This is a genomic window from Methanobrevibacter sp., from assembly GCF_045646205.1.
GTDB lineage: Archaea > Methanobacteriota > Methanobacteria > Methanobacteriales > Methanobacteriaceae > Methanocatella.
Genome location: NZ_JAZRKF010000019.1, coordinates 18936 through 36331 on the forward strand (window position 1 = coordinate 18936; position 17396 = coordinate 36331).

Below are 17396 nucleotides of genomic sequence, written 5' to 3' on the forward strand. Positions count from 1 at the left end.
TAATGTTATTTTTTTAGAAGGTAATATAATGATTGGTAAAAAAATTCGTTTAGAAAGAATTTTCAATAGGAATACTGGAAGAACAGTCATTGCTCCAATGGATCATGGTGTTTCCAGCGGACCTATTAAAGGAATTGTAAATATTGATGACACTGTTGAAGAAATCTCCCAAGGCGGAGCAGATGCAATATTAATGCATAAGGGAATTGTTCAAAGAGGTCACAGGGGATACGGTAAAGATATAGGTCTTATCGTACACTTATCAGCAAGTACATCCCTTGCACCTGACCCAAACAATAAGGTAACCGTAACCTCAGTCGAAAAGGCAATCCAGTTAGGTGCAGATGCAGTATCCGTACACGTAAACCTTGGAAGCGCAACAGAAAGTGAAATGTTACAGGAATTAGGTTCAATCGCTGAAACCTGTGATTACTGGGGAATTCCGCTTTTAGCAATGATGTATCCTCGCGGACAGAAAGTGGAAAACGAAATGGATGTTGAATTCGTAAAACACGCTGCACGTGTAGGCTCAGAATTAGGTGTGGATATTGTAAAAACCAATTATACAGGAGACCCTGATTCATTCAAAGAAGTTGTTGAAGGAGCACTTGTACCTGTAGTCATTGCAGGAGGACCTAAAGTGGACACCGATGAAGAACTATTGACCATGGTAAGAGATTCCTTAAGTGTCGGCGGTGCAGGTGTAGCATTCGGACGTAATTTATTCCAAGCTGAAAACCCTGGAAAAATTACAAGAGCAATTTCAGAAGTAGTTCACAATGATTTAGAAGTAGAAGAAGCTTTAAAATTCTTAGATTAAGGTGATTTAATGCAAAATAAATTCGCTTGGATAGTAACTCCAGACCTCCCGTGGGATGACAGAAAGGAAATGATAACAACCGCACTCGAATCAGGAATCAGCTATGTTGTTGATTTGGAGTATAGCGACAAAATCCGCAAATTGGGAAATGTCAAAATTATTTCCAACAATGAAGACGCAGACATTTATCTTGTAGGGTTCAACGGTGAAGGTGACGGAGCAATTGATTTAAGTGAAAACCTGGATGATTCCAAAGATTTAGCAGAAGCAAAAAAAGCTAAAGATGAAGGAAAGACAGTTTGTGCATATGTTAAAATCACAGATAAATTACATGAACAACTAGCAGTAAAATTAGGACCAATCGTAGATTATATTATACTTGTTGGAACTGACTGGACAGTAATTCCACTGGAAAATATCATTGCCGATTTGCAAAAGGTCGACGTTAAGATAATGGCTGCCGTAGCAGATATAGACGGAGCCAAATTGGCCCTTGAAACCCTTGAACATGGAACTGACGGCGTTGTCTTTGAAGCAAATGACTTTGCCTTAATAAAAGAAATCGCATCAGAAGTCGACAATGCATCAAGAGTCAAATATGACTTGAAAATCGCCACAATCACTGATGTCAGACCATTGGGTTCAGGCGACAGGGTATGTGTCGATACAACAGACATGATGCAGCCTGGTGAAGGAATGCTTATCGGATCATACTCAAAATCAATGTTTTTAGTTCACTCAGAATCCCTTGAAAGTGAATATGTTGCTTCAAGACCATTCAGAGTTAACGCAGGACCTGTTCAGGCATATGTAATGGTTCCCGGAAACAAGACAAGATACTTGTCAGAACTCGTTGCAGGTGATGAAGTATTGATTGTTAACACCGAAGGAGAAACCCGTACAGCATATGTCGGAAGAAGCAAAATCGAAAGAAGACCATTAATATTAATAGAAGCCGAATATGAAGGCAAAACAATCAGAACATTACTTCAGAATGCAGAAACAATCAGAATAGTTGATGCTGAAAACAATCCTTTATCCGTTGCAGATGCAAAACCTGGAGACAAGGTTAAAGTCTATATCGAAAAAAGTGCAAGACACTTCGGTATAGCTATTGATGAAACTATAATTGAACAGTGAGGAATAAAATGTCACAAATCAGAGCATTTCTTGCCATTGACCTTGACGATGATTTAAAACCAAAAATCAATAAGATAATGCGTGAATTCAAACAGATTGATGCCAATATCAAATATGTTGATTTGCTCAATCTCCACTTCACATTAAAGTTCTTCGGCGATATCGATGCCGAAGGCATTGATTTGATGGCCGAAAAGATTCAAAATGTAATAAATGACTTTGATCCATTTACAATTAAGATAAAAGGCTGTGGTGCCTTTCCAAATAGGAACCGCATAAAGGTCATTTGGGTAGGTCTTGACGAGGATGAAATCCTAAAGGATCTGCATGATAAGCTGGATAAACAGTTCAATTCATTAGGCTTTGATTTGGACAAAAAATTCTCATCACACTTGACAATAGGCCGTATGAGGTCTGCAAAAGGTAAAGATAAAGTTAAAGAAACAATAGAAAAATATGATAACGTAGATATTGGCGAAATGGAAGTTAATACCATCACATTAAAGAAAAGTACATTAACTCCTGAAGGACCAATATATGAAGATTTAATAGAATTTAGGTTATGATTTATGGATTATAAACTTATTTTGGATGATATTAAACCCACTGAAGAAGAAAATAATAGAGTAAATGAAGTTTCATCCAAACTCATGGAATTCATCAATGATAAATGTCATCTGGAAAACCTTGACGTTGAAGCCGTTCTGGTAGGTTCCGTTGCAAAAGGAACATATCTCAGAGGAAAATCAGACATTGACATTTTCATGGCGTTTCCATTATCAACTGATGAAAAGGATCTGAAAGAAAAAGGCCTAGATTTGGCTCATCAGAGCTGTGACGCCTTTGGCGGCGAACCTTACCACCAGTTCGCATCCCATCCTTACGTGACTACAGAAATCGAAGGTTTTGAAATCGATTTTGTTCCCTGCTACAGGATCGATGACGGAAGCCAGCTTAAATCTGCAGTTGACAGAACAATTCTTCATACCAAATACGTTCAGGCAAACTTGAAGGAAGGCCAGAATGATGAAGTCCTTCTTTTAAAGAGGTTCATGGACATGACAGGAACATACGGTTCCGAGTTTAAGGTAGGCGGATTTGCAGGTTATCTCTGCGAATTGCTGATAATCAAGTATGGAAGTTTTGAAAATACATTGCGTGAGGCTTCAGAGTGGCAATTTGGACATGTCATTGATTTAAAGGATTATGGAACTGCAAAAAACTTTAAAGATCCTTTAATCTGCATTGACCCGACAGATAAAAACAGAAATGTCGGTGCAGCTCTAAGGCTTGATAAATACTCACAGTTTATCCAGTCAGCAAGAAACTACCTGAATTCAGATAAAAAGCAAGATTATTTCTATCCTTTAGATAAAAAATTAGATAAAAATGTAATTCTGGATGAATTAAAATCCCGTGAAAGCTATTTCATGGTCATCAGATTTGACATTCCGCAGATTCCTCTGGATACATTGCATCCTCAGCTTAAAAAGACAACGGAATCCTTAAGGAAAGTCCTGAATAATAATGACTTTCTGGTATTTCAGGCCAATTACTGGACAGATGAGATATCATCAGCGGTAATTCTTATTGAGCTTGCTGTATCCAAACTGAATGACATTAAAGTTCATGAGGGACCTAAGGTCTATTACAGTATCGCATGTGACAATTTCATTAAAAAATTCGGTCTTGAAAACTGTTATCTTTTGGATGATACCATGGTTTTAAATGTTAGAAGGGAATTTACCAATCCTGAAGCATTTATTCGCCACATTTTAACTAAAGACCACATTTCACTTATAAAAATGGGCAAAAACCTAACTAAACCATTATTGGAAAGCTATGAAATCTTGGATATTGAAGATTTGGCCTGTGATGAAGAAGGTTTAGCCTTTTTGGATGATTTTATTTATCCTAACCAGTATATTAGACGTTAATTACACTAAGAGATGATTAATATGATTGAAAATAATATATGTCTTTTGACTGACTCATATAAGATAACTCATCACTACTTCTATCCTGAAGGTACTAAAAAGATTTATTCCTATCTTGAAAGTAGAGTTGGGGCTGAATTTAATAAAACAATATTTTACGGCCTTCAATACATTATCAAAAAGTATCTTGAAGGTAAGGTCGTAACTCAGGAAAAAATAGATGAAGCCGACAGGCTAATGAACGTCCATCTCGGCGAAGGCATCTTCAACCGTGAAGGATGGCAGCATATCCTCGATGAATTCGACGGAAAACTGCCTATTGAGATAAAAGCGGTTGCTGAAGGAACTCCAGTTGACGTTGGAAACGTTTTGATGACTGTAGAAAACACCGATGATGAATGCTACTGGTTACCGAACTATCTGGAATCACTATTGCTTCAGGTATGGTATCCCTCTACCGTTGCCACATTGTCTGCTGAGGTAAGAAAACTTGCCAATTTCTATTTGGGCGTTACAGGCTCTTCAAAGGATAATCTGGATTTTATGCTTCATGACTTCGGATATAGGGGTGCAACTTCAACAGAGTCATCTATGCTTTGCGGATCTGCACATCTTTTGAATTTTTCAGGTACAGATACAATTCCCGCTTTGACAATACCTGAAAACTATTATAATGACTCTGATGTCTACGGTTTTTCAGTTCAGGCAACAGAACACAGCGTAATGACTTCACTTGGCGAGGAGGGTGAAATAGCTCAGGCTTTAAACGTCATCGAAAACGCCAAAGACGGTATTCTTTCCATGGTTATCGACAGCTATGACTACAGGAATTTCCTGATTCAGTCATCAAGCGAAGGCTGTGAACTTAATGATGCTATTTTAAAGTTTTTAAAAACCGAAGGCAACAAGGTGGTTTTCAGACCTGACAGCGGTGAACCGGTATCCACGACAATTGACTGTTTGAATATTCTGGAAAAGGGCTTTGGAAGCCATAAAACCGATAAGGGCTATAAGGTATTTGATGCAAATATCGGTCTTTTATGGGGAGACGGTCTTAATTATCACAAAATCAGGGACATTCTCTTTGCAATGAAATCCAACGGATGGGCAGCTGAAAACATAATCTTTGGAATGGGCGGAGGACTTCATAGCTCAGTTACCCGTGATACTCAAAGAAACGCATTCAAATGTTCTGCACAATTGAGAAACAACGAATGGTTTGACATTTATAAAAATCCGCTAGATTCAAGTAAAAAATCCAAAACCGGTAGATTCAAGCTCATAAAAGAAGGTGACTCATTTAAAACCATTCCTATTGATGCCTGCGGTGATGACTTGATTCAATGCGTATTTAGAAACGGTGAGCTCCTGATTGATGATAAGTTTTGCGATATTAAATCAAGAACACAGAACTATTCTAAATATTGATTTAATTTTTTTATTTTTTTTAATTATTTGTATACTTTTTTTTAAATTTCTTATTAATCTGGATATTATCAATTTATAACTTTGTTATTATGGGTGATGTTTAGATTTTTTAAAGTTTTAAAAGTTTTTATTGGACAAAATCCATTTTTTAATGAAATATTTAAGCAAAATTGTATAGTACTCCTATTTATACTATTAAATATAAAGATATGTTTAATATTATAAAAAATGGGGGACATTCAATTGTTTAACAAAAATATCATGCTGATAATGACTGCAATATTTTTGCTTTTAATATTTGTAGTTCCATCTTCAATAGCTTTTGAACTGGAAGACGGGGATAACATAACTTCCAGAGTCATTGAAGAGGACGAGATTATATTGAGAGCTTCAAATGACATATACTTTGACGCTTCCGCTCCCAGCGGAGGTGACGGCTCTAAAGAAAATCCTTATAATCTATTTAAACAGGAATATATCAGAAATGATGCTGTTATTCACCTGGCCGAAGGAGACTACTTCCTTGACATTATGGTATCTGCCCAGTACAATAATCTTACGGTTTACGGAGCAGGTATGGAAAAGACTGTCATAACAAGTCATCATGCGTTAACGATTAAACATTTTTACTTGTCTGATTTGACATTGTCAGGTGTTAATATCATTAATCACGGAACAATAGACATCCGGAATGTCCTGATAGAAGACGCGCGAGCCACGATAAGCGATCATCACAATAACTCCTACGGTGGGGCAATTTACAATCCAGGAGAACACTATAATCCTTATCTCTACTTAACCAACTGTATTTTTAAAAACAACTCTGCCGAATACGGCGGGGCGCTTTACATGACTCACGGTCATTTGAAAATTATTAACACTACTTTTGATTCAAATAACGCTTATAACTACGGTGGAGCGATTGCTGCCGGTGAAAATTCAACAATCGAAATATATGATTCTCATTTTATCAATGATTCCTCACTTAAAGATTCCGGAGGTGCAATTTACTTTATAAAAGCCAATGTTGTGATTTCCAATTCCCATTTTATTAACTGTTATGGACAGTTCGGAGGAGCAATCTGTGATCTGGATTCAAGAACTGAAATTTCCAAATCAAAGTTTTCAAAAAACACTGCTTCATACAGAGGCGGTGCTGTATATTCCCTATACGGAACATTCCATTTAAACGACTGTGAGTTTAAAGACAATCATGGAAACAACGGGGGAGCTATTTTTATAGATAATTCAACCTCCCACTTTATCACTTCATCTATTTTTATCAACAATTCCGCAAATCTTTATGGAGGTGCAATTCATTCAATATTAAATAAAATACCTGCTGATTCAGCTAATTATTATTCAAACAACAGGGCTTTAAAGGGCAATAACCTATATGTGGCCGATGGAATTGATTTATGGCTTGGAAATGGAAACTACACCCTATTGGTAAACAGCCACATTAACGATGAGATTACTTATATTCCATCAAAATACAATCTGGCGGATTACGGACTGGTAACTCCTGTAAAAGACCAGCAGACAAGTGGTAACTGCTGGGCATTTTCAGCCATTGCCGCATTGGAGTCCTGTATTTTAAAAACAAGCGGTGTCGCTTATGATTTATCAGAAGAAAACATGAAAAACCTGATCAGCCTTTATTCCGATTATGGTCGAAACATCGAAACGAATACCGGCGGATTTGACACGATGGCTTTAGGATATCTTACCAGCTGGCTGGGACCTGTTTATGAATCTGAAGATGAATTCGACGATCACTCAACATTATCTCCTGTTCTTCATTCAAAGTTTCACGTACAGGACGTTCTGGCACTTTCAAGAAATTCATATCTTGACAATGATGATATTAAAAAGGCCATTTTAAAATATGGTGCAGTAGCGACAGGATTACATGATGATGACAATTATTTCAATAAGGATACCGCTTCATTTTATTATTACGGTGAAGGCGCAGTCAATCATGCCGTTACAATAGTCGGATGGGATGATTCATACTCAAGATTCAATTTTAAAATCAGACCTCCTCAAAACGGAGCATGGATTTGTAAAAACAGCTGGGGACCTTCCTGGGGAAAAGACGGATATTTCTATGTCTCATATTATGACTCAAAAATGGCTGAAGTTGGCCAGTGGCATTCAGCTTACACTTTCATTTTAAACAATACCATTGATCTGGATAAGAACTATCAGTATGACGTTATCGGATTAACGACTTTCATGGAAATAGGATCTGATACAATATGGTATAAAAACGTATTCAATGCTACCGATGATGAGCTTCTGGCTGCATTTTCCACTTATTTCGATAAAGACTCTGATTACGAAATAAAGATTTATGTAAACGACGAGGTAAAATCAACACAGAAAGGATTCACGAGCGAAGGCTATTTCACTTTCAAATTGAACAAATACATTCCTTTGCATGTTGGAGACATTTTTGAAATAGTTATAAAAATATCAACAAATTCCACTGCAAGCATTCCTGTATCACAAAGCAAATACACAAACAAGTTCATCTATAAGGAAGGCATGTCCTATTTAAGTCAAAACGGCGAAAGCTGGTTAGACCTCTATGATTTCAATCACAATTCAGCACAAATTGCCTGTATCAAGGCATTTACAACATTAACTACATTGGATACTCTTATTTCAATGGATGACTATGAAATTAAGGAAGGAACAATCCTTTCTCTTGAAGCTGACGTCTTGGATGCCCATAACAATAGACTCAGTATTGGAAATGTAACATTCAGCATTGAAGGCAGGGACTATACAGTTAACGTCACTGACGGAAAGGCAACTCTCGATTATCACTTTTTAAAGCATGGAACATATGATGTAAAGGCAACATTCAGGGGAAGCCATTACAATCCTTCAACTGTAACCTCTAAAGTAACCGTCAATGAGATTTATTCATCATCCAGGATTTCCCTATCCTTTGAATCACCTCGTGTCGGTGAGGATACAAAAATTACGGCAACTGTAGTTGATTCAAATAACAATAGAATCAATGAGGGAAGCGTCACATTCAATAGTGACGGTAAAAGCCAGACTGTTAACGTGAATAACGGTGTAGCAGAGTTTATTACTTCCTATAATGATGAGGGAAGCCACGCCATTAATGCCAGCTTTAAGGCTCCACATTATGAATCTTCATATACTGCTTCTACAATTAATGTCAGACATGCAATTTTGCCAACAGCAATCACGGCAACATCAGTTGTGTCAAATAAAAACGTTAAAATCACTGCTCTTGTAAAAGACACTAATGATAAAGCTGTTTTATCAGGTGCAGTCACTTTCAACATCAACGGTAAAAAGACAACTTTAAGTGTTAAAAACGGTCAGGCTATTTTAAATGATGTTCTTGAACGCAGCGCTACCGTTTACATATCATTTGAAAGTGATGACTACTTGTCCTCATCCAAAAGTTTAAGAATAAACATTAAAGACTTTGAAACGTCTAAAATCTCCCTTGAGCTTATCCAAAACAATGTCGTTGCAACGGTTAAGGACTCTTCGGATAAGCTGATTAACGGAGGTTATGTCACATTCACTCTGGAAGGTAAAGATACCGATGTCAATGTTTTAAACGGTAAGGCTGCTATAAGCACTTCATTTACAAAAGCGGGCACATATGTTGTTGATGCAGCTTATAATAGTGATGATTATCTCTCATCCTATGCCAAAATAACGATTACAGTTAAGGAAGAGGTTTCATCATCTAAAATAATTGTTGGAGATGTTGTGACCAATGTGGATAAAAGCACAACAATTTCTGCCCGTGTAATTGATTCAGACAATAATTTAATTAACACGGGAAGCGTTAACTTTATTATAAATTCAAAATCCAATATTATAAGTGTAAAAAACGGTATTGCCACATTTATTACTTCCTTTGATAAATCAGGTACTTATGATGTGGTATCCACATTTACAGGTACGGGATACTCAACAAGCTCTGCAACCTCGAAAGTCACGGTCAACAGAAATTCAATCAGTGCCGATTTAAAAATAGATGATGTTTCGGTTAATGCAAATCCTCTTGCCCGGATAACATCAGACACTCCATTTAATGGAAGGCTTAATGTAGGAAACAGGATTTATTCAATAGATGTTAAAGGAGGTTTGACGACATTTGCAATTCCTGATAAACTCTCAAGCGGAAGCTATAATGCAGTTTTATCATATGGAGGAAACGATAAATATGCCTCACTTTCCATTAGTGATGAGTTTAAGGTAATTGAAAACTTGCCTTTGCTTATAACTTCAGACATTTCAATGTATTATAAGGACGGCACAAGATATTACGCCCGATTAATGGATGCCAACGGTAATCCTTTAGCCAATGCGCCGGTTACTTTCACATTGCAGGGAATAACTTATTCAAGGACAAGCGATGCAAAAGGTCATGCTTCAATTGCCATTAATCTTGATGCCGGAAAATATAAAATTGTAACCAGATATGATTCCATAAGCAATTCAAATACTTTAGATGTCAAATCAACGATTATAGCTAATGACGTTACCAAATATTTCAGAAATGACACTCAGTTTTATGCTACAATCATGGACAGCCAGGGTAATCCTTTAAAAAACACAAAGGTCTCAATGAACATTCATGGGGTTTTCTATGAGAGAACCACCAATGACAATGGAGTTGTAAAGCTTAACCTTAATCTTGAAGCAGGCAATTATATACTGACGGTAATTCATCCTTTAAATGGTGAAATGCAGTCAGCTAATATCAAAATCCTTTCAAGAATCGTGGAAAATCATGATCTGGTCAAGTATTACAGGAATGCGTCCGGATACTCAGTTAAAGTATTGTCCAAAACAGGCCATGCTGAGGCAGGCAAACAAGTATCATTTAACATTAACGGTGTCTTTTACACACGTACAACCGATTCGGAGGGTATTGCACGTTTAAATATTAATTTGGGTCCTGGAACCTACATCATCACTGCCGAATATGAAGGTTCAAGGGTATCAAATAAAATCACTGTTCTTGATGTACTGATAACCAGGGACCTTGCGAAAAAATACGGAACTTCAACTCCATATACGGTCAGGCTTCTTGATGGAAATGGTAACGCTTATGCAAATCAGGTAATAACTTTCAACATTAACGGTGTCTTTTACACACGTACAACAAACATGGATGGTGTTGCAAGCCTGAACATTAATCTTCATGCGGGAAAATATATAATTACTTCATCTTACAATGCTTTAAATCATGGAAATACGGTGACAGTATATAATTAGGTTAATTTTTAAAAAAAAGAATTATTTAATAGCTATTTGTTGCTAGCTATTAATTTACGGGCCGCTTTTAAATCAGTATTATAAATGTGGCCTGATGTGGAGTGGTAATGTATTCCTCCAAAGTTTATTTTTTCACCGAGCATTTCTTTATTGAGTTCTTCTTTCATTTTCATACCCATATAAGCGATAAAAAACATGTTTGAATAGAATGCTCCGTAAATATCATTGCTTCTAAATAGACAGTGTATTGTCAGTTCATTGTTACGTACAAGGCACTGGAGGAACTGGAGACATGGAATATCTTCAGCTTCGGCATCATCAATGGGATTGATTGTAACAGCAACTGCACGGTTTGATCCTGTAGCGTTTAGGATTCTGTTTTTCATGCTTTCAAACTGGTCAACATCAAAATGAGCAAATATTCTGTTTGGATAGGTATAAACGAATCCCTGAGTGTTGTTGATAATGTCCGGGTCTTCAACTGACTGGACGTATTCATATAATGCATCGCTTTTAATAGGACATCCTTCAATGTCAAATTTTCCTGCTTTGATATCTGCCAGCATCATGTCTGTAGTGTAGTGCTGATATTTTGCTCTGAATTTCAAGTTCAACGGGTCATCAATAATATAGAAATTCCCTAAATTTTCCATTAAATGATGATTGCTGTCCTTATATGTTTCTTTTCCTTGTTTTAATATTTTATTAACGAAATCTAAATAACACTGATTAATACTTAACATCTTAAACAATCCTTTTAAATTATTTTTTAATATGTTGTTGAAATTATAAAAAGTTAGTGTTTTTAAAAAATAGTGAGTAACAGATTATTAAAATCCGTTACTTTTTGACCAAATCAAACATCATGCCGAAGAGTTCAAGGGCCTTGTTTGTGGAATCATTATCTGTAATTGTTTCAGGTATTTCATATACGAATGTAGGATAACCCGCATCGGCTATTGGCTTTGAAACAAGTGTTGCTGAAGTTGCCTTAAACGGCTGTGACTTGTTTGTTGGGAAATAATTGAAATCACTTGAATTAGCTATTTTCTGTGCAATATCGACAGACGCATCATCCATTGCAGGAGTGGCTAAATAAAATCCTTCACCGTAGCCTTCAACATGTGAATGGCTGATAATGACTGCTTTTCCATTGGTGGTATTGACGTCGCCATTCACGTAGTCATGAACAAGGCTTTCACCGTTGTCACGGCTTTGCTGATAGTCCGTTGCATTTTTAGTCACGTTAACGTGATAGACCGTAAACTTGACGTCATGGTCTTTGGCAAATTCCTTTGCAGCCTTTATTTCAGGTTCAATGGATAAGGGTTCTCTTGGATGAATTCCGGCAATCAAAACAAGTTCTGTTGCGGAATTTGCATTTCCGAATACGTATTTATCCACTGTACCAACGTCATTTTCCCAGTGCTTTACTGCAGTATCGCCAGTTGTATTTGATGTAAAATCAAAGGCAAATAAAACACCGATAATGGCCAGGAAAACTACGATTAAAATGATTTTGGTTTTATTTTCGATAATATCACCATTAAAAAAATAATAGTGAGTTTGAACTCACATTAAGCGTTTTCAGTCATTATAGGAACGACTTGTTTCTTACGTGAAACAACGCCTTCTAAAAGTGCGGTATTGTCCTCCAGCTTTACGCCATAGGCCTTTTCAACTAAGGCTGCATCTTTTCCTAGGACAATAACCTGAGAGTTGCTGTTTACAATATCAGTAATTAAAAGCATGAATAAGTCTAAATCTTCTTTTTCGATGATTTTTTCAATTCCTGCTTCAAGTTCATCCTTCATTTCCAAAACGTCAGGAATGCTTGCAGTATTTACCTGATTTACAATTGACTTAACATCATTAAAGTCGATTTGTTTAGCGTCCAAATCAAGGATTTCATCTATGGTAAAACTTGAAAGGTCAGTTCCTGCCTTCAACATTTCCAAACCATATTCCTCATAATCAACATCAGCTATTTTTGCTAACGCTTCAACAGCCTTTTTATCCTCATCTGTTGTAGTTGGAGACTTTAAAAGCAAGGTGTCTGATATGATTGCAGAAAGCATTAGGTGAGCAATTTCAGGTTTGATTTCAACATCATTTTCGTTGTATAACTTGTATAAGATAGTTTCACTGCATCCGACTGGTTCTGCTCTGTAAAATAAAGGATATGAAGTTTCCAAAGCAATTTTGTGGTGGTCCACGACTTTAACGATATTCATGTTTTCCAAATTGTCGATTGATTCGGATGGACTGTTGTGATCAACTAAAATAACATTGCTTCCTTCTTCAAGGGATTCGATTAATTCAGGAGCTTCAATATCCAAATAATTTAAAACAAATTCTGTTTCTTTATTGATATTACCTAATCTGCATGCTACAGCATTTTCATTTCCAAGCTGTTTTTCCAATTCACACATTACTAAACTTGATGTGATTGTATCTGTATCTGGACTTTTATGTCCGAAAATATAAGTCTTATTCATATTATCACTTTTGAAATTATATTCATATATAAATATGTAATTATAAAGTTATAAATAATGTCATTTAAAGAGTCATATTTCAAATATTTGAAAAGTGCCTTTGTTGAACATAAATTCATCTTTATATTTACAGTTTTCTTTGCGGCTTTCTGCTGGATTGGAGGCTATTTTATAGCTGACTGGCTCTTTACTCCAACTGAACTGATGGATTATGAGTATCTCGCACAGGAAACATTTTTCTCATTTGGGGATATGATGCTGATAATCATCAACAACTGTATGATAAATGTAATGAGCTATATCGAATCCATATTTTTCTGCTATGGTCCCTTTTACGATATGATTTTGAATATTGGAATGTCAGGTATCGCTTCAAGGGCTACCGAGCTTGCATGTGGAGATCCCTTTCTCTTTTTAAAGCTGACATGTCTTCACGGATTTTTTGAGGATTTAAGCACTATCCTAAACAGTTTTGCAGGATTTTTATTATTCCATTTTCTTGTAAAGACCATTAAGGATATTTTCAGGCCTTCTGAATACTTGGCAAATGGTGCAATCACCAATTCCCTGGAAATCAATAAAAGGATGCTTTACCAGTCACTGGCAGTATTTATTATGGCATTTCTCGTGATGATAGTTGCCGGGGTGCTGGAGGAGTATGTCAGCGTGCCATTCGGAAATATGATTGCTGGCATTTTCTAGTTTTTTTAAACAAAATTAATGTTTATTTTTATATTTTCTTTTCTGTTTAAAATAATTTCTTATTTTTTATATTTTGTTTAGACTTTTTTTTCATTAGTTAATTATTTTTATTAAAAGGATAAAATTATAATTATGGTAAAGGTAAGTATTTTAGGTGCAACCGGTGTAATAGGAAAAAATGTTGCATTCACCTTGGCAAGAGCAGATACAGTGGATGAAATAGTGTTATTTGCAAGAGAGGAAAGTTTGGATAAGGCAAAAGGTGAAACATTTGATATGTATGATGCATTGGCTGCAGAAGACATTGACTGTAAATTAACTCCATCATGTGATTATTGTGATATAAAGGATTCTCAAATTGTACTTATTTCAGCAGGCATTCCAAGAAAAGAGGGAATGAAAAGATTGGATCTTGCCGTTCCGAATGCCGAAATAGTGAGAAACTATGCAGAGCAGATTGCAATTCATGCTCCGGACTGTATAATATTGATAGCTACAAATCCTGTAGATGTAATGACCACAATCGCTCTTGAAGCATCAGGATTTAATAAAAATAAAGTGATTGGTATTGGAAACCACCTGGATTCACTGAGGCTTAAGGCATATTTCTCCAATCAGCTGAATATCAACGGTTCAGAGGTCCACACAAGGGTTGTCGGTGAACATGGAGATCATATGGTTCCTTTATTGAGCTCAACAACCATCGGTGGTATGCCGCTGAAGTATTTCATGGAATCCGTTGACATAGATGTTGCAAGACTCATCAAAAGACTTAGAAAAGCAGGTAACACCATCATTTCCAAAAAGGGAGCTACAGAATACGGCCCTTCATTTGCAATTTCAAATCTGATTTCAACCATCATAACGGATTCACATAAGGTGCTGACCGTAAGCACATATCTGAACGGTGAAATTGCAGGCGTAAGCGGAGTGTCCCTGGGAGTTCCTGTGGTATTGTCCAAAAAGGGTATTGCAATGATTGTTCCTATTCATATGAATGATTACGAGCAAAACAAGTTTAGGGATGCTGCAGAAGTAGTCAGACAAACTACAGAAGAAGTTAAAAACAATTTTAATTATTAATTAATGTCTTTTGGATTATATCCATCACATTAATCTCTTTTTTTAAAAAATTATTTCAATAGATTTATATACTCATTTTAAATATTATTAATTAAAGGTAATACTTTAATTATCTTTCGGTTAAATTGTTATTGTTAACAATTTTAAAGGCAGTAGAATTTTTCATAGAATTTGGGGTTGATATTATGAAAGAATTATATGAAAAAATGATTAATGAATCTATGGCTGCTCAAAGAGCAGATGTTGAAGTCATATCCGAAAACAGATACAATGACTTCAAGGTCACTGACGCAAAGGCATATGCTGATGCTGTGTCTAACATGAAAGCGCTTGACAATCAGGCAGAAAGCGTAATTAACTTGCACAAAAATTCTGTTGCAAGCCACTACAAAGTATTGACTTCTGTTACTGAAACCATCCGTCCAGAAGACGATCCTTTCATTGAACATTACCAGACACCACCTGTATTGGAAATTCTCTGTGAAGAGGACGGTGAATTTGCAGATAGCGTTGACAAATTCATCCAGGCAATTGCAGACAATGAAGCACTGATTTCAAAAGAATCAATCAGAAGATACGGTGGATTTTACGGTCCGACATGTGTAGTTGACTTTGCTTTAATGCCCGGAAGTACAACAAATGTTGTAAATCAGATTTTAACCGGTTTGGACATTCCGTTAATGCACAAACAGGCAATATTATCTGCAAAATCATGGGGTATGAACACCTCATATGGTGTCGGGGATGCATTTGCAAATGCAATTGAAGACGGCTTGACAGCTGCTGAAGCTACTCAAAAGGAAATTGAAACACTGCAGATGGTTTACCGTGAACCTATTGAAGCTCAGGGAACATTAATGGACGATGCAGACCACTCCTCTTTTGACGTTAGAAAATACATGAACGGATATAAAAAGGAAATGACTGCAACCGTTAAGGCTGCCATCGATGATGGAGTGCATTACGGTAATATTGTAACCGTTCCTGCATACTGTGTTGGAGATATCGGTCACCACATCGGTCAGGCCAGCTATAACATGGTTAAGGATGACGTTACATTAAACATCATCAAGGCAACTACCGAAGTAATTGATGCGACATTAAGAGGAAACATTGACAACTATAAGTCTCCTGCCAACGTATTGAGACTGGCAACAGGGGCATCCGCATGCGCTACCGAATACATTCTTGAACTTGACGGATTCAACGCACCTATGGTGGTTGATTTGTTAAATAAAAGGTTCCACAACTATGTGCAGCAATATCCAAGAAGAGGCGCAGCTGCAGAATTGCACAACTGTGACTTCATGGACATGATTTACAGAGGATTCGGAGCAATAAGCGATGCAAGAAAACTCAGAAGCTCTGAAAAAATCGATCTTGTTCCAAAAATCAGCGGCTTTGCAGTTGACTTAAGTCCGATAGCTGAAAATGAAGTAATCATGAACCCTCAGAGATACACTTATCCTGCATGTGCAATAACCGTAAGATTCTCATCACTCATGAGACTGGCGGATTATCCGTGCCTGCTTACATCAGAGCCAATTACAGCTACAATGATGACAAACATTATTGCGCTTGATAAGGAATCCGCAGGTTCACCTGCAAGAGGATGTAAAAACTGTGCATCCGCAACATTGGTTGATGGAAAACACGAATACTGCCAATGGAGAGAAGCTGTTTAGGTGTGAATCAAAATGGCTTCTTGTAATATTGGGAAAAAGTTTCTCGCTGAACTGCTCGGGACTTTTTTCCTCGTTTTTTTCGGAACAGGTTCAGCTGTCATAACATTACTGATAGCGGAAGATTTAAACCCCGGAAAAGCCGGAATCGGTATTCTGGGAGGTCTTGGTGACTGGATAGCTATTTCATTAGCATTCGGTTTAACCGTAATGGCATGTATCTATCTATTCGGTAAGATATCCGGTGCCCATTTAAATCCTGCCGTTACTGTAGGATTATTGGTAAGCAAAAACATTTCACTCATTGACAGTATCTATTATATCGTAGCTCAGGTAATCGGAGCATGTCTCGGCAGTCTGGCATTATTCCTATGTTTGGGAAGTGCTGCTGTAACCATCGGAGCACTTGGTGCAACCGCTCCGGGATTAGGTGTTGGATACTGGCAGGCAATGTTTGCAGAGTTTATCGGAACATTCTTTTTGGTACTTGTCGTTATGGGTGTTGCAGTTGACAAAAAGGCAGAACCGGGTTTTGCAGGTTTGTCAATCGGTATGACAGTAACTGCAGTAATTGTAGTTTTAGGAGCATTCACCGGCGCTTCAATCAACCCTGCACGTACATTCGGTCCTTATTTTATGGATGTACTGCTTGGCGGAGCCAATCTCTGGGCATTCTATCCGATATATTTAATCGGACCTGTTACCGGAGGTATTCTTGCAGCTTTAGTATATAACTTCATTGCTAAAGGAAACGATGCATGTGCACTGCCGCAACCATTTAATGAAGATTAAGAGTATTTCAAATACTCTTTTATTATTT

The 17396-nt window shown here is 36.9% G+C and carries 13 protein-coding genes; 10 read left to right on the forward strand and 3 right to left on the reverse strand.

The features are described 5' to 3' along the window. Positions 1 to 25 precede the first annotated feature (25 nt). The 6 genes from ACKI44_RS03690 to ACKI44_RS03715 all read left to right on the forward strand — a co-directional run bounded on the left by ACKI44_RS03690 (position 26) and on the right by ACKI44_RS03715 (position 10611). Entirely contained in the window at positions 26 to 820 is a 795-nt protein-coding gene (locus ACKI44_RS03690) for a 2-amino-3,7-dideoxy-D-threo-hept-6-ulosonate synthase (RefSeq protein ID WP_407421904.1), read from the forward strand. A gap of 9 nt (positions 821 to 829) precedes the next feature. After that, entirely contained in the window at positions 830 to 1960 is a 1131-nt protein-coding gene (locus ACKI44_RS03695; RefSeq protein WP_407421651.1) for a 3-dehydroquinate synthase II, read from the forward strand. Positions 1961 to 1968: 8 nt separating this feature from the next. Then, entirely contained in the window at positions 1969 to 2526 is a 558-nt protein-coding gene (gene thpR, locus ACKI44_RS03700; RefSeq protein WP_407421653.1) for an RNA 2',3'-cyclic phosphodiesterase, read from the forward strand. Positions 2527 to 2529: 3 nt separating this feature from the next. After that, positions 2530 to 3897, forward strand: a complete 1368-nt coding sequence (gene cca / locus ACKI44_RS03705) for a CCA tRNA nucleotidyltransferase (protein WP_407421655.1) — start codon at positions 2530 to 2532, stop codon at positions 3895 to 3897. A 21-nt stretch (positions 3898 to 3918) separates the two neighbouring features. Continuing rightward, entirely contained in the window at positions 3919 to 5325 is a 1407-nt protein-coding gene (locus ACKI44_RS03710) for a nicotinate phosphoribosyltransferase (protein WP_407421657.1), read from the forward strand. A gap of 243 nt (positions 5326 to 5568) precedes the next feature. Beyond that, positions 5569 to 10611: an Ig-like domain repeat protein gene (locus tag ACKI44_RS03715; protein WP_407421659.1), complete on the forward strand. Its 5043-nt coding sequence runs from the start codon at positions 5569 to 5571 to the stop codon at positions 10609 to 10611. Between the two features lie 32 nt (positions 10612 to 10643). On the opposite strand, the gene ACKI44_RS03720 is transcribed toward ACKI44_RS03715, so the two are convergent. The 3 genes from ACKI44_RS03720 to ACKI44_RS03730 all read right to left on the reverse strand — a co-directional run bounded on the left by ACKI44_RS03720 (position 10644) and on the right by ACKI44_RS03730 (position 13109). Next, positions 10644 to 11354: a thymidylate synthase gene (locus ACKI44_RS03720; RefSeq protein ID WP_407421661.1), complete on the reverse strand. Its 711-nt coding sequence runs from the start codon at positions 11352 to 11354 to the stop codon at positions 10644 to 10646. A 97-nt stretch (positions 11355 to 11451) separates the two neighbouring features. Next, positions 11452 to 12015, reverse strand: coding sequence for a hypothetical protein (locus ACKI44_RS03725; protein WP_407421663.1), 564 nt, complete (start codon positions 12013 to 12015; stop codon positions 11452 to 11454). A 173-nt stretch (positions 12016 to 12188) separates the two neighbouring features. Beyond that, a complete protein-coding gene (locus ACKI44_RS03730; protein WP_407421665.1) occupies positions 12189 to 13109 on the reverse strand; it encodes a manganese-dependent inorganic pyrophosphatase in 921 nt (306 codons plus the stop codon). Between the two features lie 57 nt (positions 13110 to 13166). Between ACKI44_RS03730 and ACKI44_RS03735 the strand changes: the two genes are divergently transcribed. The 4 genes from ACKI44_RS03735 to ACKI44_RS03750 all read left to right on the forward strand — a co-directional run bounded on the left by ACKI44_RS03735 (position 13167) and on the right by ACKI44_RS03750 (position 17368). Further along, entirely contained in the window at positions 13167 to 13811 is a 645-nt protein-coding gene (locus ACKI44_RS03735) for a stage II sporulation protein M (RefSeq protein WP_407421667.1), read from the forward strand. Between the two features lie 132 nt (positions 13812 to 13943). Next, positions 13944 to 14894, forward strand: coding sequence for a malate dehydrogenase (locus ACKI44_RS03740; RefSeq protein WP_407421669.1), 951 nt, complete (start codon positions 13944 to 13946; stop codon positions 14892 to 14894). 185 nt (positions 14895 to 15079) lie between these two features. After that, on the forward strand, positions 15080 to 16579 hold the full coding sequence (locus ACKI44_RS03745) for a DUF2193 domain-containing protein (protein WP_407421671.1): 1500 nt from the start codon (positions 15080 to 15082) through the stop codon (positions 16577 to 16579). A 12-nt stretch (positions 16580 to 16591) separates the two neighbouring features. Next, positions 16592 to 17368, forward strand: coding sequence for an MIP/aquaporin family protein (locus tag ACKI44_RS03750; RefSeq protein ID WP_407421673.1), 777 nt, complete (start codon positions 16592 to 16594; stop codon positions 17366 to 17368). Positions 17369 to 17396 lie beyond the last annotated feature (28 nt).